Origin of the sequence: Bacillus sp. RIT 809, from assembly GCF_016892495.1 — a bacterium.
In the GTDB taxonomy this organism is placed as follows: Bacteria; Bacillota; Bacilli; order Bacillales; family Bacillaceae_G; genus Bacillus_A; species Bacillus_A cereus_U.
Genome location: NZ_JAFEMR010000008.1, coordinates 12,375 through 34,816, shown reverse-complemented (window position 1 = coordinate 34,816; position 22,442 = coordinate 12,375). Strand labels below are relative to the sequence as shown.

Here is a 22,442-nt window from a genome sequence, read left to right as displayed (position 1 = left end):
TAATTGCTGAATAGAAAAATAAGTAAGGTGATATCATTTTCACCTTACTTATTTGCTGTTATTATACTTTAAATTTACTAGTCATTGCTTGTAGTTCTTCTGCCATCTCAGCTAAGTTTTGCGAAGCCGAACTAATTTCTTCCATCGAATTCACTTGTTCTTCTGTTGAAGCCGCAACACTTTGCATACTAGCTGTATTTTCTTCTGCCGCCGCTGCAATTTCATCAATAGCATTTGTCACTTCATTTGCATCTCCAGCGATTTTCTTCGTTGTTTCTACCATTTGATTAACTTGAGAAACAATATGAGTAGTAGAACTTGAAATTTCTGCAAAACTTACTTTCGTTTTGGTTACAACTTCTAAGCCCTGTTGAACTTCCACACTCACATTATCCATCGCCTTAACAGTATGTTCAATATCAGCCTTAATTTCTGCAATTAAATTTGCAATCTCTCCAGATGATTCTCCTGATTGCTCTGCTAATTTTCTAACTTCATCTGCTACAATAGCAAATCCTCGTCCCTGTTCACCTGCTCTTGCTGCTTCAATAGCTGCATTTAAAGCTAATAAGTTCGTTTGAGTAGCAATGTTTTGAATTGCTTCAGAAATAGCCCCTACTTGCTTTGATTTCTCATCAAGAAGTTTAATAATAGCGTCTGACTGGGATACCGACCTAGAAATAGACTGCATTTGTTTTGCGGTTTGTTCAACCAATTCTTCTCCCTCTACAGCTCTTCCTCTCGCATGTAGTGAGGAGATGGAAATTTCCTCCGCACTTCCAGTTACATCTTGAATTGCTGTATTTACTTGTTGTAATGTAGCCGCACCTTCTTCAACACCTTGGCTTTGTGATTCAGCCCCACCTGATACTTGTTCCATTGCAATTGTAATTTGATCTGTCGCATCATTCGCTTGCTGTACGCTCGCTGTTAACTCTTCTGCCGATGCTGCGACATGTTCTGCTGAAAAGCTAATTTGGGTAATCACGTCTTGTAAAGAAGCAGACATTTCATTAAATGAATTCCCTAATTTTCCTATGTCATCCTTGGAATAAATAGTAATTTTTTCTGTTAAATCCCCCTTACTAATCTTATATGCCGAGTCAGCTATTTTTCGTAATGGTCTTGTAATAGAATTTATAATGAAATAAATTAATACACTACCAAATACAATAGCGATGGCTATGACAACCAAAGTCTTATAAAAAACTGGATTCGCAGCTTGAATAATTTCTTCGTCAAACATAACTCCAACTACTTTCCATCCCGTTTTCTCATTTGTTGCAAAGATTAAATTCTTTTTATCATCATGTTCTGTATAAGATACATTTCCTTGTTTGTCTTCATAAATTGGTTTAATCCAAGGCTCAGTAACCTTTGAACCTGGTTTTCTAGATGGATGACTAACAATTTGCTTATTTTGATCTAAAATAACCGCATAGCCTTTTTCACCAATGTTAATCATTTTTGAAACCTTTAGGATGTTATCCAAATTCAAGTTAATGCCTATAACACCTTTACCATCTTTTACTTCTTTAGCAATTGTCACTACCATATTTTTTGTAGATGCTGATTGATACGGTGCAGTAACAATTACTTTTCCTTTATTTTCATGCGCTTCTTTATACCACGATCTATCTGTTGGATTATACCCATCAGACATTTGAATAAATGGTTCTCTTATAAACTTTCCCGTCTGCGTTCCAATATAAATACCTTCTACTTCTGGATGAAGCTTTATATATTGCGCTAACTTCGTTCTTACTAGCTCTTCTTGTCCATTTGGATATGTATCCTCTGTTAAGATGTCTGCAAAGTACGTCGCATCAACAAATTTCTCTTCTATATTTTGAGAAATAACAGTATTTAAAACTGAAATGTTTTCCTTGGCTTTACCTGTAATTTGTTGTTCAAAATTTGTTTTGGCAGTTTGATATGAAACACCACCGATAATAAGTCCCGGTATAGTTAAAATAATAAAAAATGAAATGATTAATTTTTTCTTGATACTCATACTTTTAACCCAATTGAATATATTTTGCATAATAAGCCTCCTTTATGTAATAGAACACTTGTGTAATTTTATACAATCAACATGTATAAAACAATATATAATGATAACATGTATTTTTTTCTTCAATTATGCATTTTTACATATCCACTTCTCCTAAACATTTTAATCATAAAAAATAAGAGAACTTTAGCATATATAATAAGCTAAAGTTCTCTTATTTCTTAACAGCTTCTCTTCAAAAAAACCTGCAAAACTTCTCTTACAATTCCTTAAATCTTTATCCTTCACCTTATAGTTATATAGTTCATGCTCTCCTTCCTAATTTATTTGGAGTTATTTATATAGCTAATTGCCTGACTCCCCATCTGCACCCATGCCTGTTCAAAGTTTCCTCTTGGCACTTTTACATCTAAGCTATCCTCGAGAGGATCTCGAATATATACAAATTCTTCATCGTATCCAACAAGTACGACACAATGTTCATTATAAGTAATAGAAACATCCCCACTATTTGTTTCCCATGTAGTAAATTCATCTTCATCTAAAGGAGCATATGTTGCATTCGTAATCATGACTACCGGTTGCCCTGCTTTTACACTCTTATACATTTCCTCTATACTCTTTCCTGTTAAATCCACAGCTTTATTAGGTAAATATTTTTTCGCTAACTGAAAAAGTGGTCCGTGATATACACCGTATCCGGATTCAGAAAAGGTATAAATATTCCCTACAAATCCTTCATTCGGATTCCCACGTACACCATCGGCCATAAAATCAACTTTTTTTATTTCATTTGCTAATTTCATCTTATCTACTGAAACGCCTGCGTATTGTAATATCATCGCTAAGCTTGTCACTTCACAGCCTCTATCTAGCTCTGGTAATTGCTGAATTAAAGGCACATTTGATAAGATGACCTTTTCATCGTTATTACTAAACTCTATTCGTTTTTGACTTTGTATACTTGATAATAGTAACCCCTTTACTTTCTCCACATACGTTGTAATCCCATTTGTATATGCCCACCATATTCCTATACATAGTACGGTAATACATATATACCACTTCCATTTTCGTATCACTCTCACGCCCTTTTTAATTCGTTAAATACGAATAAAACGCATCTGCATCTGTTTGAATCATTGGTATAAATTTTAGTTCGTTTCCTTTTTCAGGTTGTTCTCGTTTTATTTTTTCCGCTAGCTCTTGAATGCCCATATTCGTTCTATCCATATTAAGCTCCTCTGCTATCTCTATTACCTTTTGCTCATTTATTTCTCTTAATACTTGATATATATCTTTGCCATATAAATCAATATGATATTTTTTTGCTTCTTCCTGTACTTTTTGTTCGTACACTTCTTGCGCTAACCCTTCCATCTCTTTTCCTTGTTGAGCAATACCTAGCTTTTCTGCTTCTTCTCTAACTTTCGTGCCGTAGATTTCTTCCTCAATTTCTTCTATTTCTTTTCCTTCAGTTGAAACACCAAGCTTTTCTGCTTCATTATTAATTTTAATCTTATTAATTTGATCAATTAAACTTACAATCGACGTATTCTCTATAGATATTCCTAGTTTCAACGCTTCTTGCCTCACTTTTGTTTCATAAATTTCTTCTGAAAGAATTCCAACATCTTTTCCTTCTGCCGAGATACCTAATTGATCAGCTTCTCTTCCTACTTCCGTCTCATGAATTTCTTTTTCTAACGTAATTTGTTCTTTCCCATCCGTTTCAATGCCTAACTTTTCCGCTTTTTCTTCCGTATGCATTGCATGTATTTTTCCATCATTTAATTGTTCTTTACTACGCTGCGTGTAATCTGTCTTTCCTTTTGTCATTCCAGAAGGAGAGGCACCCCCTAATATACTTAAACTCATTACTCCAATAGTAAATACCGTCATCATTTTCTTTTTCAAGACTTCTTCCTCCCTCGCACGCTTTCTTTTTCCAGCTTTCCCATAATTTTTTTTATACTATACATAAACTTCCTCTCTGTTAGAAATAACCTTTTGATTTATCCAGTTCATTCAAAAAACCTTACAGCTTTTCTTTCTATCACAAGTTTCCATTATGTAATACATGCTACAAGTTATTCCTTAACTTTCCCTTAAAAAAGACGACCTTGTAAAAACAAGGTCGTCTTCTCACTTATAATCTTTGATTTTTTGGAAAAATCACTTCAAAACAAGTTCCTTCTCCCCATTTGCTCTCTACCGATATTTTCCCATAATGCTTTTCTACAATCCAATTAGCGATTGAAAGACCTAATCCCGCTCCTTCTGATGGACTTCTCGCTTTATCTCCTTGATAAAAACGATCAAATAACTTTGGAATATCCCCTTCTTTAACTCCTATCCCGTTATCTTTCACTTGTATGCGAATTGAACTACTCGTTTGCATACAATTAATTTGAATATGTCCACCTGCATTCGTATACTTCATCGCATTATCTAGCAATATGACCATCAATTGATGGATTCTCTCTCTATCGCCAATAAACGATATGTCACGTTCTACTTTTAATATCATCGCTTTTTCTTGATAAGAAGCAATTTCTTTATATGGATCTACTATTTCTTCTAACAATTTACCCATCTCAAATGTTTTCTTATCCATCTCGATTTGATTAGAATCCGAACGTGCTAACAATAATAAATTAGCTACGAGCTTCGATAACCGTCTACACTCCTTTGAAATCGTAGAAATATCCATCGCTTTTTCTTCTATCGTCGCAGATGGTGACTGGAATAATATATCTGTTTTTGATTGAATAACCGCAAGTGGTGTCCTTAATTCATGTGATGCATCAGAAACGAACTGCTGCTGTTTCTCCCATGAATTTTGAATGGGTACAAGTGCCCTCCCAGCTAAGAAAAAGCCGATTCCTATTGCACATACACTCCCTACACTACAACCTATAACAAGAATTAAAAATAAAGTATTTAGCATTTCTTCTTCAGCTGTTATATCGCGTACGATTTGAACTATTTTTCCATCTTTTTGAAACGCGAACGTTCTAAAATATAGCCCTTGCACTTCAATATCTTGCAAAGATCCTAATTTTTTTGGAGAAAACTTTTCCAAATTGTCTTCGAAGATAAAACGACGTTTGCCGTTTTCGCCACCTATCTCCACTCTGTTTCCACTCCAAGTTAACTCTACTATCCTTGGATCCCCAATTGGGAAATATCCCCTTATTTTTTTAGGTAGTTTTTTATCATCTGAAATCTCTCTATGCTGAACCATTTTTTCTATGGATGTATCTACTTCATTATAAATGCGCTTATATGTGTATGAATAAATAATACTCCCTAATACTCCTATTAATAGGATAAATACTAATGAGTTTACTATAGTCAGACGAATACGTGTTTTTTGAAACATACTTCCCTTTTTCATTGTTCTTTTAATATATATCCAATACCACGAACAGTTTGAATATCTTTCTGATAACCGAATGGCTCTAATTTTTTACGTAAGTGATGAACATACACTTCTACGATAGCTACTGTTGTATCTGAATCAAATCCCCAAACACGATCAAAAATTTGTTCACGCATTAAAATTTTACCGCTATTTTGAATGAGGTACTCTAGAAGTTCATACTGTTTTAAGGTCAACTTAATTGCTTGCCCATCGACTTGCGCGCCTTTGTCTTTCCCAAACAATTCGATTCCTTTATAACGAATTGTCTGCTTTGTTGTTAAACTACCACTTCGTCTTAATAGAGCACGAATTCTCGCTTTTAGTTCCGGTGCTTGAAACGGCTTAACGAGATAATCATCCCCGCCAAAATCTAAGCCTTTAACTCGATCCTCCAAAGAATCTTTCGCTGTTAAAAATAAAACTGGCGTTTCAATCTTTTCATCTCGTATTTTTTGGATAACTTCAAATCCATCCATTTCTGGCATCATGACATCAAGTAATATCGCATCATATATATTTTGTAATGCTAAAAATAAACCATCTTCCCCATTCATTGCCGTATCCACTTCAAATTCATCACGTAAAATTTGTACTATGGACTCCAATAAAGAAGCATTATCTTCTACTACAAGTAAGCGCATCGGCCTTTCTCACCTTCCACAATATATTTCAATTCTCTTTTTCTCTTATTATTACATCACTTCTCATAATAGCGACAGAAAGCAGTCACATTATACATTGGCTTTTTTAATTATTTACATCTAATAGTTTAGATTGGATATACTTTTGAAGATTTATTATAAAGTCCATTTCTTAACTTTGCCTTAATAAAAGAAAGCCGCATCCCTCTTATGGATACGGCTTTCTTTTATTTTTGACTCGTACGAGCTGAAATACTACTCGCTCTATTTGTTGCTTTATCTAATACTCATTTACTTACAGTTACCCTATAGGTTGCTGTTGCATAACTTCATTCGCTCCAGCTACCCTCAACATATTCGCAATATCTTTAAAACCTCTTTTTTCAGCATGTTGCAATGGCGTATTCCCTTCATTGTTAGCCATATTTACATCCGCTCCATGCTCAATAAGCATTTGAATTACCCTTTTATGGCTGTCACTACCATTTCCTAACACAATCGTTTCTAATAATGCTGTCCCACCACGGTTATTTTTATAATTCACATCAATATCCGTATGTTCTAATAATTCTTTTACGACCTCTACATGACCACGCTCTGATGCAGAAATTAATGCTGTTCCACCCGACCTAGTAGTTTCTTTCGTATTAGCACCTGCATTAATTAGTAGTTTTACGATGTCTGTATAGCCCTCTCTGCTAGCATAAAGAAATGGATTGCTTTGTTTTTCATCTTGGATTTCAATATCGGCTCCTGCATCAATTAACGCTTTAACTGTCTCTATATGATTTTGATACACCGCTGCCAAGATAGGTGTTTCTCCATTATCGCCCTCTACGTTTATATTTGCCCCGTCCTTTATTAATTTCATAGTCGTTTCTGTATCACCTAGGGTCGCAGAAAGCAATAATTGCTTATCCATTAAATTTATACCAGTCTCTTCTTTATCTTTTTCCTTTTCTTTATGCTTTTCTTGCTTTTTTTCGTTTTTCACGTGAACCGGTTTCGATTCAGGTTCTTCTTGCTTATCACAAGCCACTACCATCATTAAAAGTCCTAATAATGTACATAATAAAATTTTTTGTTTTCTCACAACTACAGCTCCTATGAAAGATAATGTTTTCTTAACCATTCCTCCATCACATGCAATAACTCTTCTTCAATAGATTTATCCATAAGTACCTTATATTCCTTCTTCAATTGTCATAGTATACTTATGCTCATGTTTTCTCAACATATAATTCATGTTTGGAATGATATGCCACCCAGCTCCATCATTAATATTATGGAGCAATTAGTTTAGCATGTTTCAGCGATACTTGTACATCTTTGTTACCCTTAATTCCCCTAAAGATGTCACTATTTTATATTGTAACTGTTCTTCTAACCATTTTACACCTTTTATCTTTCTATTTGCATCTCACTAACAATAGAAAAAGACAACCTTGGGGTGGTTGTCCTTACTCTAGCTACTTTTTCGTATTAATGAGAATGTCCTCCGCTATTCCCATTTTTCGGTTTCCCCATCATCTCTTTATTCATTTCCCACTTATGCTCTGATAATTCTTTGTCGGAAAGGACCTTCCCCTTATATTTAGATACAAAACTTTCCGCATCTTTTTTATCTTTAAACGAAATCACGTTATAAGCCATAGGTGTTGTTATTGTTTTATCATATACGTAAGTTGCGTCCTGTAATGGAACCCAATCTTTCGTATTATAGTCTCGTACAAACTTTTCTTTCGTCTTCTCATTTTTATTGTTATCCATCCATTTATACATACAGCCAATATCATCAAACTTTAAGGCTTTTCCATTATCTAAAATAATTTCTGTTGCGAATTGATTATCCATTACCCCTATTTGACAAATATCACACTTATCATTTTTTTCATCAACCGCAATAGCTTCTATGTCCTTTTTCCCACATCCTACTATTGTAAATACGAAGCATAAACATATAACAAGCACAGCATACTTTACTCTCATCCCTATTTCCTCCCCATTAATGACAATACATTACTCCTAAAAATTTATTCATTGTACTCAACTAGGAGAATATCAAAAAGTTGTGTGAGATTTGTGAAAAAACATTGTTCTTTTTGTAATATATGGAACAAAAAAGAGATGTGCAGTTATTTCTACACATCTCTCATCATTCACAACCAGTAATTAACAAATCATCTTCTATCTTAACTAATAATGTATCCGCACTAATTTCCTGTCCAACTTCTACATTTACTAATCTTATATTTCCACTGATCCCTACTGCGATTTTTTCAATCTCGCCGTCATTTTTTCGGATCATCATTAATTTCTCCCATTCATATACGTAAGAGGTTTCATTAATAAAAATCTCTTCTACTATTCCTGTACATGAACTATAAATTTCTTCTATTCTTGTTTCCATTCAAAATCTACTCCCTACTTCACGCGCTTCTCTTTTTCACCTTATTCTACCATTCTTGCATACAGGTATTTATCTTTTTAAAAATTCAAAATTACCTCGTGAACAAAATGATCAAAATAAAGATTATGTTTCTAATGATGTTATTTCTTTAATTATTTACCATTCGAATTGAACCTTTTATTATAAATAAAAAACCTTTTATCTGAATTTTCGTTTTATATTGAAAGCGCAATCATTTTTTTGAGGGGGAGATTACATGGTAGCATTACTTGGATTTGCAATGGTATTTGTCTTTATGTTTTTGATTATGACTAAACGTATGTCAGCATTAGTAGCATTAATATTAATTCCAATTATTTTCGCATTAATTGGTGGATTTTATGCAAATATGGGTCCTATGATGTTAGACGGTATTAAAAAGTTAGCACCTACTGGTATTATGCTTATGTTCGCCATTTTATATTTTGGGATTATGATTGATAGCGGTTTATTTGATCCTGTCATTAGTAAAATTTTGAAATTTGTAAAAGGTGATCCTTTAAAAATTGTTGTTGGTACGGCTATCCTTACTATTATCGTTTCATTAGATGGGGACGGAACAACAACATATATGATTACAGTTTCCGCAATGTATCCACTATATAAACGTCTTGGGATGAATCCACTTATATTAGCTGGGGTTGTTATGTTAGGAGCAGGTGTGACAAATCTTACACCTTGGGGTGGACCAACAGCTCGGGTTATGAGTGCTCTTGGACTTGATGCATCAGAACTCTTCACACCACTTATACCAGGAATGATTGCTGGTGCAATTTGGGTAGTTTTCGTTGCCTACTATCTTGGAAAAAAAGAAAGAAAACGTTTAGGAATTATGGATGTGCAATACTTAAAACACATGCAAACAATGGATGAGCAAGCTGCGACAGTTGAAGCTGAAATACATAAACGCCCGAAACTGCTATGGATTAACTTTTTATTAACTGCTTCCCTCCTCGTTTGTCTCATACTAGAAGTTATGCCGTTACCTGTTTTATTTACAGTCGCTTTTGCTATTGCTGTTATGATTAACTACCCTAACTTAGAACAACAAAAAGAGCGTATTGCGTCTCACGCTGGAAACGTATTAGCGGTTGTTTCTCTCGTCTTTGCTGCTGGAATTTTCACAGGTATTCTATCTGGAACAAAAATGGTAGATGCGATGGCTCAAAGTGTTGTTACTCTTATACCAGATGCACTTGGCCCCCAGCTTCCAATTATTACAGCTTTACTAAGTATGCCGTTCACATTTTTCATGTCTAATGATGCTTTTTACTTCGGTGTATTACCTATTTTAACGAAAGCTGCTGCAGCTTACGGAATTAGTGCAGCAGAAATGGGACGTGCTTCGTTACTCGGTCAACCTGTTCACTTACTGAGTCCCCTCGTTGCTTCCACTTATTTATTAGTCGGTATGGCAAAGGTTGATTTTGGTGAACACCAACGATTTACTTTACTTTGGGCTGTTGGAACGACAATGGTTATGTTGATTACTGGAATTGCAATTGGAATTATTCCAATATAAGATGAAACAATAAAAACAGTAGAGGAAATGTAATCCTCTACTGTTTTTATTGTTGCGGGAGTCCCCTATGAAGAAACGCGGAAATACCTTCTTTCTGGCCTCCCCACACTTCCATATATAAGCTCCGCATGCACTTTCTTTCCAGAGATCAAATACTCTAAATAGCGCCTCGCAGTTGATCGGCTTACACCTACCATTGAACTTAGCATCTCTGCAGTAATTCCCTCCTCATTAACAGTTAACATATGCTTTTTTATTTTTGCTAACGTTAAAGGATCGATTCCTTTTGGCGCATATTCTATTGGATTTGCCTGCACCCCTCTTTGGGACCATAGATGTTCAATCTGTTCTGAAGATAATTGCGCATTTTTCTTTAACTTCGTAATCTTCTTTTGATAACTTTCTAAACTTGTTTTAAACCGATCAAATGTAAGTGGCTTTACGATATAATCTGTTACTCCACCTCGTAAAGCATGCCGCACTACATCCGTCTCTGATGCGGCTGTAATCATAATAATATCTGTATCATGCAAATTATGCCTAATATATGTGACGAGCTCAGTCCCTTGCATGTCAGGTAAATATACATCTAATAAAACGAGTTGTGGCTTTACAAACTCTAACCATTCTTTCGCCTGTTCCCCAGTCGTTGCTGTTCCAATTACTTTAAACCCCTCAATTTTTTCAGTAAAACGACGATGAATTTCCGCAATCCGAATATCATCTTCTACAATCAATACTTCAATCCCCTCATTCATTACAATTCGCCTCTCTCTTTCGGTAATGCAATGATAAATAAAGCACCACCTAAATCCCCTTTTTCAATCGCAATACTTCCATTTAAATCTTCCACTAACTCTTTCACTTTTGCTAACCCATATCCACGTTTTTCGCCCGCTTTCGTCGAAAACCCTTTATAGAATATGCTTGTAATTATTTCATCATGAACACCTTGTCCTGAATCTTCCACTTCAATTAATATTTCTTCTCCAATGTCTGTTACAAACATTCTTACTTTCTTATCATGCTCGTGATTTCTTTCAATTGCTTCAAATGCATTCGTGATCAAATTCCCTAAAATAGAAACAACGTAATTACTCTCAATATGCGGACTTAACTTTTCTAAACTACTTTCCCGATCTAACATAAAATCAATCTTCAACTCTCGCGCCCTATTATAAAATCCAATTAAAATCCCGCCTAACCACGGATTTTGAATTCGTTTCATAATAAATTGAACGAATTCTTGATATACTGCTGTTTCCTTATGAATAAGCTCTAAAGCATCTTCATACGACTCTAATTGGATAAGACCTGAAAGCGTATATAATAAATTATTATATTCATGCGTTTGTGCCCGCAATGCCTCTGTATATTGCCGCGTTTGAGACAATTCTGCTATTAATTGATCCATTTCAGATTTCAGGCGTAAGCTGGATACTACACCAGTTACTTTATGATTAACTTTAATAGGTAGACGATTGGCAATAACATCCTGTCCCTTTATATTTAATTGGCGATCAAATTGTTCTTCTCCGGTTTGAAGTACATCCAGTATCGATGAATTAGGAATAACATCTAAAATAAATTCTCCCATTATATTTTGTTGTTTATCTAAAGAAAGGATATCGTATGCCGCTTGATTTACTAAACTAACCATTCCATTTTTATCGATTACTACAATCCCTTCACGTACAGATTGAATAACTGTACTATGCTCCTCGTATAAAGATGAAATTTCTTCTGGCTCCATTCCAAACATCATCCGCTTAATACTTTTTGCTAAATATACAGAGCCAATTATCCCAATTAACAGACCTGTTATTGTAATCCAAAACACACGCTTTCCATACACGTCTATCGCTCCATGAATATCATCCATTGAAAAACCAACAGATACTACACCAATAATTTCATTATCCTGATTACGAATTGGGACTTTTCCGCGTAATGAAGGTCCTAATGATCCTGTTGCTTCCGAAACGTAAGCTTTCCCTTCTAATAGGACCCCTTTATTATCTCCGCCCACCATAGCTTCTCCTATTTTCTCTCGCTTAGGATGTGCATAACGAATACCATCTTTATTTCCAACTACAATAAAGTCCGCATCTGTTTCGATTCGAATTTTTTCTGCAATTGACTGAATAATAGAAGCTGGATTTTCTTTTTGAAAAGCTTCCCCGATTTCCGGTATAGCAGCAACTGTTTTCGCAACATGCAACGCCCTTTTTCCAATTTGCTCTTCTACTGTTTCAGATAATATATAGTAAAATAAATAACTCGTTAACAGCAGTACAACAAGAATAAGTGTACTAATAGTTAATGTAATTCTCGGTTGTAGTTTCAATTTCTTCAATTTCAAAATCATTCCCCTAACATTACTGAAGATAGAATTCAAAGAATATACAGATTTTTCAACTTAATCATACCACATTTATTTCTTTACTTTTATATCATTATTCACTACTCTGCCTTAGTGTTAGCAGAGAGTCCTATAAACACACAAAAGCCCCTCTAGTATCTATTTACTAGAGGGGCTTTTCACCTTACTATTCCTTATCTTTCTCTACTTCTTTTTTCTCATCTTCTACTACAGATACGACAGGTTTATCGTTTGATAGTTGCTGTACTGCACCTTTTCCAGCAAATCCTTCTAGTAATTCTTTTAAATCAATACCAGAAGAAGCTTTTAGCGTTTCTTGCATTGTTGCCATTAAATCAGTCGCATACCCTGCAACTTTTCCGGCGCCGCTATTCTTTCCACCGCCGCCTGTATCGACAACTGTAATTTTATCAATATTGCTAAGTGGACTCGCAATTTCTTTCGCATAACTTGGAAGCATTTTAAGAACCATATCCATAATCGCGGCTTGCCCATATAATTCAAATGCTTCTGCAATTTTTTGTTTCGCTTCTGCTTCTGCTAAACCTTTTAACCTAATAACATCTGCTTCCGCTGTACCTTGTGCCTTTTGTACTTCTGCCTTTGCCTGACCTTGTGCTTTTTCAATTTCTGCTTTTGCTAAACCTTCTACACGAACTTCTTCTGCACGTGCTCTTGCTTCTGCTTCAATTTTATATTGATCCGCATCTGCTTTTTTCATTTGTTTTACTTTTTCCGCTTCAGCTGATTGTTCAACAGCATAGCGATCTGCATCTGCCTTTTTCTTTACTTCTGCATCGTATTGCTTTTCACGACGCGCAATCTCTTTTTCTTCTAACTCAATTTGCTTTTCACGCTCAATGATTTTAACTCGCATTTGCTCTTCTGTAACACCTTGTTGTGCTTTCGCTTGTTGTAATTCATAAGAAAGATCTGCATCTGCGCGAGCTTGTTCTTGGTCTCTCTTATAAGATTGTACTTTTAATTCTTTATGTTTTTCAGCTTCAGCGATTTGCGCATCACGTTGATATTCTGCTTCTTTTGCTTCTTTCTCAGCACGAGCTTTTTCAATTCTCGCCTCTTTTTCACGCTCTGCATTTGCAACTGTTGCATCACGCTTAACCATTGCAATTTGCGGCTGACCAAGTGCATCTAAGTAACCGTTTTTATCCATTATTTCTTTAATTGTAAAGGAAACGATGCGAAGTCCCATCTTCTTCAAATCAGTCGAAGCTACTTCATGCACCTTTTGTGCGAATTGCTCTCTATTACTATAAGCATCTTCTACTGTCATAGAAGATAAAATAGCACGTAGATGCCCTTCTAAAACTTCTTTTGCTTCTACTTTTAACTCTTCCGTTTCTTTTCCTAAATATTGTTCAGCTGCTGTAGAAACTTCTTCAATTGTCGATCCTACTTTAATAATAGAAACACCGTTTACTGTAATCGGTACACCTTGTTTCGTATACGTATCACGTGTTCCAACTTCTAATTTGTAGTTTAATAAGCTAAGAAGTTCTGCTCGTTGCATAATTGGCACAACGAAAGTACCACCACCGCGGATAATCTTAATCTTCTTTCCATCATCAGTGGTAACAACATTCTTTCCACCACCAAGCCAGTTCCCTGTTACAATTAATGCTTCATCTGGACCAACTGTACGATACTTCGTAATGAATACTAAAATGAGTAGAATTAAAATTGCGAGTAAAACTCCACCGATAATTAATGGAATCGTCATGTAAATTCCCCCTTATAATTTTGGTTTTTTTAAAGAATAAGCGATGTTCTGTACAAGCAAAACACCATCTTGAACTCCCTCGATAATAACTTCAGTTCCTTGTGAAATATCTTTCTTTCCAATTGTTTTAGCTGGGATTGCATTACTTCCAAATTTAGAGGAGATTAATACTTCACCAAATCCTTCTGTAGGAATTGTCGTAATGACTTCTCCCTTGCAACCAATGAATTCATCCATACGTTGCACCGTGTTTTGTTCTGCTTCTGCAATTGGTTTTAAAATTAATATTTTCATTATGAAAACACCGATGAAAGATATAGCAAATGAGCCCCCGAAAATAACGAGACTATTATAGGAATATAAATACTCTCCTATATAACTAAGTCCACATAACATTGCGAAAAAACTAAGTAGCAACGTTACAACGGATACAGATCCGCCTCCAAAACTAAATATTGATTCAAAAATATCTCCAAAAAAGATATAAATAATAGTAAGTATAGTTGCAATTATAAATCCGTATAAATAAATTGTTTCAAGTGGATAACCAAACAAGACCATTTCTTATCCCCCTTTCTTAAACAACCCCCTTTTTATTTGTATGAATCACCTCTTTCAAAGATTATCGTTCTTAATTTTCAGTTATTTATCTTTTAAAGAAAAACCTGTAAGACAGGCCTCTAAAAAAGAACAGGAGAAACCTATTGTGACAGGCTCCTCCTAGTAAATAACCGATATATTGTATATCTATATAATATACTATTTTCCACAAAAAGTAAAGTTAAACATACATTGGAAAAGCACTTATTTTACTGATAATGCGTATGTTCCATCGCCATTATCATATTTATATACATACAAGTAGTACTTACCTGGTTTTGCATTAAATTTTGCTTCTATATGATTTCCATTAGCTTGACCGTAAGCTGCATAATTTTGCATATTTGATTCATGGTGAAGTACCCATGTCATCCCGATTCCATGCTCATTTAAAACAGAAATATCGATATCTTTCGCTGATGCTACATTAAATGTATAAACATCGGTGTGATCCCCGCCGATAAGGCTACCTTTTATAGTAGTGTTTAGCCCGATACGATTTGCTTCCTCTGGACGATTATTTGGTTCAGATTCTGTTAAACGTCCATCTTTAATCGTAACATTTGTTTCGCTTCTACTCTCTTTTCCTTTATCATCTTTTACTCTTAACGCTACTTTATAAGTTCCTTCTCTTTCATATGCATGTACTGGATTAACTTCTGTACTTGTTCTTCCGTCTCCAAACTCCCATGAATAAGAAACGATTTTTCCATCTTCGTCGTTTGATCCATCACTTTTGAATTGAATTCCTTCTTTTACAAGCCCATTATAAGGACCGTTTATATTAACTGTCGGAGCTTTATTTTCTCCGTCATCTTTTGCGATACCATGAAAGACTACATCATATTCAAATTGATTGGAACTATTCACACGATAATTGACGAAATATGCTGTAACCGTTTTGTAGCCGCTCCATTCTTTTTGCGGTAATTGTTCTAAAGCTTCATTTACTCTTTTACTCATTGCGTTCCAGTCTTCTGATTCACCTTTTGTTACACTACCTGTAAACGTACCTTCTAATGTAAATGTATTAAAGAATTGAGACTCATATTTTGTCATTTTTGTATCTTTCATAGACAACGTCTCACTAATTTCTTTCTTCACTTCTGTTAACGATTTTGGTGCATGTTCAGTTAAATAATCATCTGCTACTTCCGGCACATTATACTTATCTTGATTATCAATTAACTGCTGCATATAAGCTTGGTACTCTTTATTTAACTTCGGATCTTTACTTAAAGTTTCACGATATGTATCATAATTTTTCACGTCATTCGCACGAATTAAATCTTGAATTTTATCAAACGTTTCAAATTGATGAGTATATAAGTACGACTGCAATGCGAACGAGTAGTTATAGAAATCCCAAGAACCATATTTAGCAAATAGTGTACGCTCTGCTGTATAACGGCTTGCAGGATCAGATGATAATCCGCTAATGATGCTCTTTCTCGGTACTACATTATTTGTACGAGTAGATCCTGCGAAAAATTCTGCATTCCCTTCTTGGAACCAAGTTAATCTTTCATTTTGATACATATCTCCTCTTCCAAATAAACCAGGAACTTCATATCTCCCTTGAAGATAATGAGTAAACTCATGACGGAATAGCTCTTCTAAACTATAAATACTTTGCTCTGGCGTACGCTCATATGTAAAGAATGTACCTGTCTCTTCAATATAAATTCCACCGTTATTCGTCTCATATCCGTACAGTTGTCTATTTAACTGATATTCATCCGGAGTATTATAAATTACTATCGTTAATACATCGTCTGCATTGCCTTGTTCTAAAGCTTTGTCATTTCCAATTACGCGGTGATATTGCGCTTTTACTTCCTTCGCGGCCCAATATAATCTCTTAATTTTTTCTTCTGACACTTTATCCCCAGTTTTAAATACAATAGATCCATCATCAAATGTATACGTTTTTGGTAAGTACTGCTCTTTCCCTTCTTCACGTATCTTTTCTAAATTTATCGTATTCCCGCTATAATCTTTCCCGTTATAGTTTGTTGTAATTTGTTCTACCGCAACAAAATACGGTTCACTTAAACGTGGATACATATGCATTGCTTGTGTAACAACCTCTAATCCTTTATTTGGATTGCTATGAAACTTTCCTAAACGGCTAGCAAAATAAATTCCATTATTAACGAGCCATTTATTTTCTGGCGTTACTTCATTTAGAAGAGCAATACGATTTATTTCATTAATAAACCCATCTACTTTTCCATACCACATCGTTTCATTCGCTTCTTTACGAGCCTCAATTAAGTAAGACTGTATATCATAGTCAATGCCTTGCATCATATCGTACACAGCTTGTCCTTTCATACGATCGTCTACATATGCATTAAAATTATCATTATATTGTTTTAAAATATTCGATGCGTATTGCACCGTTTCAACATCACTTGATGCATTACTAATTAATTTACCGTATGCAGATACTACTGTATCTTGCTCATTTGTTCCAAGCTTAAAGTTTGGATTTTTTGCGATTGCTTTTAAAGCAGGTAAACATTTATCCTGGAAGCTTCTTTCATTTAAGGCGCTTAATTCATTATTATAAAATGCAAGATAAAAAGCCGAACGTAACACTTCAGTAAACGTTTGAATTCCTTTTGAATCATCTTTCGTAAATGTACTACCTCTATGAGCTAATTCGTCTATAATCACTTGCATTTTTCCGTTATCTTTATAAAAGACTTTTGCATCTTCATTAAACTGGAATAAGTCTGTAATTTGATTCCACTTAATACTTCCTAACGTTTCAATCAATTCTTGATGACTCATTTTGTTTAAATCCGCCATTGAATAACTTTCTTTAACCTGCTTTACTTTTGAACTCTTCATAATAGATGCTGGTCGCTGTGAAAAGTCTCCTACTTTTAAACGTTCTTGAAATGATAATGTTTCCTCAGCTTTAGAAGCGTGTCCGATCTCATCTACTGGTTTTTCAATTCCAACTGGTTTCGAATGCAATACATTATATGGGACCTTTTCTTCTGCTAATACATTCGTTTGAATTGCTCCTAACGATAGCGCCATTGTACTAATACTAAGCATCACTTTATTAATCTTTAATTTCTTGTTCATATCATTGCCCCCTATTTATATATTCCATTCACGAAATTAACATATTATCTGGATAAAATGATATAAAATGCAATATTTCATATTATTTCTTCATACCTTTTGAACGTATCGTGAACGAAAAGTACTCACAATTTCCGCTACAGTTTCTCCATTATTTAAGTGATCAAAACATCCTCGTATTAATATCCTTCCCCTATTCAAAAAGACCTTATCATAAGCATATTTCAACATGAAATTGCTATGATAAGGTCTTCTCAAAAAAAAATATATTATTTGTAATAATAAGATAAAACGTTATTTATTCCTTAAATAATCTCTTTCTAAATACAAACATACTTAATGCTGAAAGAACAAGTGCTAATCCAGAAAGTAAACTCGATGTGTTAGCTTGACCACCAGTTGCTGCTAAAGATTTCTGATTTTCCTCTTGCTTCTTAGCATGTTGTTTATTTGAATCTTTTTCTTTCGTACTCTCTTGTTCTACCACTTTCACTGACCCAACTTGATTATCCCCTTTTGGCTCTTGATCCAATCTAGTTGTCGCTTCTTTTACCTCTTCTTTTGTACCTTCAACTTCTTTTACTTCTTCTTTTGTTTCTTCAACTTCTTTTGCTGGTTCTTTCACTTCTTCTTTTATACCTTCAACTTCTTTTACCGGCTCTTTTACTTCTCCTTTTGTTTCTTCAACTTCTTTTACCGGCTCTTTTACTTCTTCTTTTTCAACTATATTTTGAATCACTGTTCCGTTAAATCTTATACTAATTTCATCAGAATCTAACTCGAATTTATATACCTTTTCGCCTGGAGTACTCCATTTTATTACTCCGTTATTAAGCGTTCCCGCCTCACTTGTCAATTTAATATTCTCAATAGTTTCTCCTTCTAAATCATATACAGGAACTTGAATTTCTTCATTTACTTTTGCATCATTTAAAACGATTTTTTGTCTTCCGACATCAATTGTAAACCACTGGCCTAACTGTATTAACGGCCTTACATCACGAATCTCATTTCCAGCTAATTTTAGACTAATTAAGTCTAACATCGAGCCAAGAACCGATACATCTTTAACACGATTGTCTGCAAGATTTAACCACTGTAGATTTTTCAATGAAGATAACGATGTTATATCTTCAATTTGATTATGAGATACATTCATAGCGTTCAATTGTTTCAAGTTCGAGATGAACTCAATATTTTTCAAGCCCACTCCTTCTAAAGTTAAGTTTTCTAAATTCACCATGGACTCTAAACCAGTTACATCCTTTATCTCTTTTCCTTTTTCTTTAAGTATCTCTAATGTTTTAATCTGTAATAAATCCTCTTTTGTTATAGGGGCATTGAGATTCTCTCTACCTAAATTCTCTTTATTAATATGTTGTTGTAAAGTTTTATCAAGAATTACATTTTCACTTTCTTTTTGTTTTTCAACTATATTCTGTATAACCATCCCATTAAACCTTATTTTACTTTCAGCAGAATTCGTATCTAATCTAAATTCATATATTTTTTCTCCAGGGCTATTCCATTTTATAAATCCGTTATTCAGAGTAGCTCCCTCACTTTTTAAATTAATATTTTGAAGTGGTTCTCCTTTAAGATTATATATTGGAATTTTTATTGCTTCATCTACGCTTGCTTCATCTAAAAAGATTTTTTGTCTCTGAATGTCAATCCAAATTCGCTTACCTAGTTCTTGAACAGGCCTTATATCAAAAATCTCATTCGCTGCAAGATTTACTTCGTGTAAATTTGTTAGCTCGCCAAGTGCTGATATATCAGAAATATAATTCTCTTCTAAATTCAGTACTTGTAATTTTCCTAATTTAGATAATGGTGATATATCTTTTATTTCACTATCAGCAATTTCTAGTTCAATAAGATTACTCATTTTACTAATAGGCTCAACATCACTAATTTTATTATTTCCTATCCATAGTAGTTTCACATTCTTTAACTTCTCAATACCCGAAAGATTACTAATTTGATTATTTGCTAAGTATACTTCTTTTAAAGATGACACTGTAAATAATGGTGTAAGATCTTTTATATTATTACCGATTAAATCTAATGTTTTAATCTTTTTCATTTGACTTAATGGTGTAAGATCCGCAATTTTGTTATCTCTTAAAAAGAGCATGTCAAGATTCTCTAGCTTAGAAACGGGTTGAATGCTTTCAATTGGATTAGAGGATAAATCTAAAAACTTTAAATATCTCAATTCCGAGATAGCAGATATGTCTGTTACATTAGACTCTCTTAATGTCAACTTCTCTAAGTTTGTCATATATTCTAAACCAGCTATTTCATTTATTCCTTCACCTGAATATATGGTTAATGTTTTAATCTTTAATAAATCTTCCTTCGTTATAGGTTCATTTATATTTTTTCTATCTAAATTGTACTTATTAATATGCTGTTGTAATTTCTTATCAACTACTACATTCGCAACTTTTTCTTGTTTTTCCACTTTATCCTCTTTATTTTCCTTTTGCTTTTCTGGAACATCATTTTCTAAATTTAAAGTATTTACTTCAAACTGTACTTGATATTTATTATTATATCCCATTGTTGGAATATAAATATGCATTTGCATATTATACCTTTTTCCTAGTTCTCCAACTTCAAATTGAATAACCTTCGTCCCATTTTTCTTTTTATCCTCAGATATTACTTTCACATCATGAAACACACCAGGAGTATGAATATCCTCTGTTTTCAAGTATTGAAAGAAATCACTATCACTTAACGTTGCCGTTACGATTTTCTTTCCATTCTCGATTGTTAATTTCGGATCCTTTATATAAACAGCTGCCATGGACTCTTCATTTGTTTTATCTTTATACGCTTTAATAACAGCATCATATGTACCATTTTCTAAAGCATATCCAGTTTTATTTGCCTCAATTGCTACTGCCGCTAAAGCAGGTGTCGAATATACAGCAAACGGTAACGATAACGTCGCCGCTATTAACATTGCATTTATATGTTTTCTTTTGTTTTTTTTCAACTTTACATCTCCTCCGAAATATATAAATCAAAATGTAATCATCCTCGAATAAATGATAATGATTTTCATTATCATTGTCAACTAAAAAAATAAAAAGTTTACAAAAAAATAAACCCCTTCAAAAGGGGTTATGCCATTTTCTCTCCTGATTCTTCTTTAAAAAAGCTCTTCATCGCATGAAATACATCTGCTTTTTGTTTTAAAATATAATATCTGAAGTTCTCATCTTTAATATTTTTATAGGCTGACATGAGCGTACTATGGCGGTTGTACTGATTCACTTCCCCATACCCAAACATATTACACTTCTTCATCAACTCTTCAACAAGCTTTACACATCTAGCATTATCCGAAGTTAAATTATCACCGTCTGAAAAATGGAATGGATAAATATTATAACGGTCTGGTGAATATTTATTATCGATTAACTCAAGTGCTTTTTTGTATACGGAAGAACAGATCGTTCCACCACTTTCTCCTTTTGAGAAAAATTCTTCTTCTGTAACGACCTTCGCTTCCGTATGATGGGCAATAAACTCAATGTCTACGGTTTCATACTTTGTGCGTAAAAATCTTGTCATCCAGAAAAAGAAGCTACGTGCCATATACTTCTCCCATATCCCCATCGATCCACTCGTATCCATCATCGCTAATACAACAGCTTTTGAATCTGGCTTTAACACTTCATTCCAAGTACGGAACTTTAAATCTTCTTGGTGAATTGGATGGAAAGATGCTTTACCACGCATTGCATTTCGTTTATATGCAGATATCATCGTTCGCTTCTTATCGATATTTCCCCATAATCCTGTTTTTCTAATATCATTAAATTCAATGTGTTCAATCCGGTTTTCATCCAGTTCTTTTCTCTTTAAATTAGGCAACTCTAACTCTTTGAAAAACGCTTGCTCCAATTCTAAAATTGAGACTTCTGCTTCATAATAATCTTCTCCAGCTGCATCTCCTGCCCCTTGCCCTTTTCCTGGTCCTTTCTGCTTTTGACCACCTGATCCATCTCTCGCAACGACATCGCCAACTTTGCTGTCACCGTTCCCTTGCCCAACATGTTTATTTTTATCATAATTGTATCTAATCTTATATTCATCTAAAGAACGAATCGGTATTTTCACAACATCCCTACCATTAGACATAACAATATTTTCTTCCGTTACAAGATCTGGTAAATTATTTTTAATTGCCTCTTGTACTTTTTCTTGATGGCGTTGTTGGTCGTCATATCCTTTGCGATGGAGGGACCAGTTTTCCTGTGAAATTGTATAGTTTGGTTGATTTTCTTCGCCCATGCCTTTCCCCCCTTACTGTATTTGTTTTCTCTTATGAACAGCAATCTATAATTTTGTTTTCTAGTGTGCGTAACTATAATATTTGAAAAATAACTGTTCATCGAAAATCATCCCATAAACATATATAGCGTTTTTCATACAATACTCCGAGCATCTTAAACAAAATTTTGCCACTCACATAATAGAAAGAAACATTCAGCCGTTGATAAGAAAGAAACACAATGCATTGTTGCACACATTTTCGTTTTG

16 protein-coding genes and 1 pseudogene are annotated in these 22,442 nt (G+C 34.2%); 1 reads left to right on the top strand and 16 read right to left on the bottom strand.

All coding sequences use genetic code 11. The annotated features are described in order from the left end of the window. Positions 1-61 precede the first annotated feature (61 nt). The 9 genes and pseudogenes from JTF23_RS28460 to JTF23_RS10665 form a co-directional block, all read right to left on the bottom strand. Positions 62-880, bottom strand: a complete 819-nt coding sequence (locus tag JTF23_RS28460) for a methyl-accepting chemotaxis protein (protein WP_445286269.1) — start codon at positions 878-880, stop codon at positions 62-64. Between the two features lie 120 nt (positions 881-1,000). Beyond that, positions 1,001-2,014, bottom strand: a pseudogene (locus tag JTF23_RS28455) (HAMP domain-containing protein); the annotation flags it as partial. A 323-nt stretch (positions 2,015-2,337) separates the two neighbouring features. Further along, positions 2,338-3,066, bottom strand: a complete 729-nt coding sequence (locus JTF23_RS10695; protein ID WP_204208784.1) for a C39 family peptidase — start codon at positions 3,064-3,066, stop codon at positions 2,338-2,340. Between the two features lie 43 nt (positions 3,067-3,109). Beyond that, positions 3,110-3,931 (bottom strand): hypothetical protein, encoded by an 822-nt coding sequence (locus JTF23_RS10690; RefSeq protein ID WP_016103488.1) that lies wholly within the window; start codon positions 3,929-3,931, stop codon positions 3,110-3,112. 232 nt (positions 3,932-4,163) lie between these two features. After that, positions 4,164-5,399, bottom strand: coding sequence for a sensor histidine kinase (locus JTF23_RS10685; protein ID WP_204208714.1), 1,236 nt, complete (start codon positions 5,397-5,399; stop codon positions 4,164-4,166). Between the two features lie 11 nt (positions 5,400-5,410). Further along, positions 5,411-6,082 carry a response regulator transcription factor gene (locus tag JTF23_RS10680; RefSeq protein WP_070146177.1) on the bottom strand — a complete coding sequence of 224 codons (672 nt, stop codon included), beginning with the start codon at positions 6,080-6,082 and terminating at the stop codon, positions 5,411-5,413. 301 nt (positions 6,083-6,383) lie between these two features. Further along, complete coding sequence (locus tag JTF23_RS10675) at positions 6,384-7,214, bottom strand: ankyrin repeat domain-containing protein (protein ID WP_106408170.1); 831 nt, start codon at positions 7,212-7,214, stop codon at positions 6,384-6,386. A 350-nt stretch (positions 7,215-7,564) separates the two neighbouring features. After that, positions 7,565-8,071, bottom strand: coding sequence for a nitrous oxide reductase accessory protein NosL (locus tag JTF23_RS10670; protein ID WP_002159357.1), 507 nt, complete (start codon positions 8,069-8,071; stop codon positions 7,565-7,567). A gap of 166 nt (positions 8,072-8,237) precedes the next feature. Continuing rightward, a complete protein-coding gene (locus JTF23_RS10665) occupies positions 8,238-8,492 on the bottom strand; it encodes a hypothetical protein (RefSeq protein ID WP_204208713.1) in 255 nt (84 codons plus the stop codon). A 256-nt stretch (positions 8,493-8,748) separates the two neighbouring features. On the opposite strand from JTF23_RS10665, the gene JTF23_RS10660 reads away from it, so the two are divergent. Beyond that, entirely contained in the window at positions 8,749-10,053 is a 1,305-nt protein-coding gene (locus tag JTF23_RS10660) for a CitMHS family transporter (protein WP_002113923.1), read from the top strand. 65 nt (positions 10,054-10,118) lie between these two features. On the opposite strand, the gene JTF23_RS10655 is transcribed toward JTF23_RS10660, so the two are convergent. The 7 genes from JTF23_RS10655 to yhbH form a co-directional block, all read right to left on the bottom strand. After that, on the bottom strand, positions 10,119-10,811 hold the full coding sequence (locus tag JTF23_RS10655; RefSeq protein WP_199674495.1) for a response regulator: 693 nt from the start codon (positions 10,809-10,811) through the stop codon (positions 10,119-10,121). Beyond that, entirely contained in the window at positions 10,811-12,421 is a 1,611-nt protein-coding gene (locus JTF23_RS10650; protein WP_204208712.1) for an ATP-binding protein, read from the bottom strand. The genes JTF23_RS10655 and JTF23_RS10650 overlap by 1 nt, the downstream gene beginning before the upstream one ends. A gap of 181 nt (positions 12,422-12,602) precedes the next feature. Continuing rightward, positions 12,603-14,177, bottom strand: coding sequence for a flotillin lipid rafts scaffold protein FloT (locus JTF23_RS10645; RefSeq protein WP_204208711.1), 1,575 nt, complete (start codon positions 14,175-14,177; stop codon positions 12,603-12,605). A gap of 12 nt (positions 14,178-14,189) precedes the next feature. Then, positions 14,190-14,738: an NfeD family protein gene (locus JTF23_RS10640; protein WP_204208710.1), complete on the bottom strand. Its 549-nt coding sequence runs from the start codon at positions 14,736-14,738 to the stop codon at positions 14,190-14,192. A gap of 243 nt (positions 14,739-14,981) precedes the next feature. Further along, positions 14,982-17,879: a collagenase gene (colA, locus tag JTF23_RS10635; protein WP_204208709.1), complete on the bottom strand. Its 2,898-nt coding sequence runs from the start codon at positions 17,877-17,879 to the stop codon at positions 14,982-14,984. A 298-nt stretch (positions 17,880-18,177) separates the two neighbouring features. Then, positions 18,178-20,889 (bottom strand): leucine-rich repeat domain-containing protein, encoded by a 2,712-nt coding sequence (locus tag JTF23_RS10630; RefSeq protein WP_204208708.1) that lies wholly within the window; start codon positions 20,887-20,889, stop codon positions 18,178-18,180. 128 nt (positions 20,890-21,017) lie between these two features. Further along, positions 21,018-22,193, bottom strand: coding sequence for a sporulation protein YhbH (gene yhbH / locus JTF23_RS10625; RefSeq protein ID WP_002113900.1), 1,176 nt, complete (start codon positions 22,191-22,193; stop codon positions 21,018-21,020). Positions 22,194-22,442 lie beyond the last annotated feature (249 nt).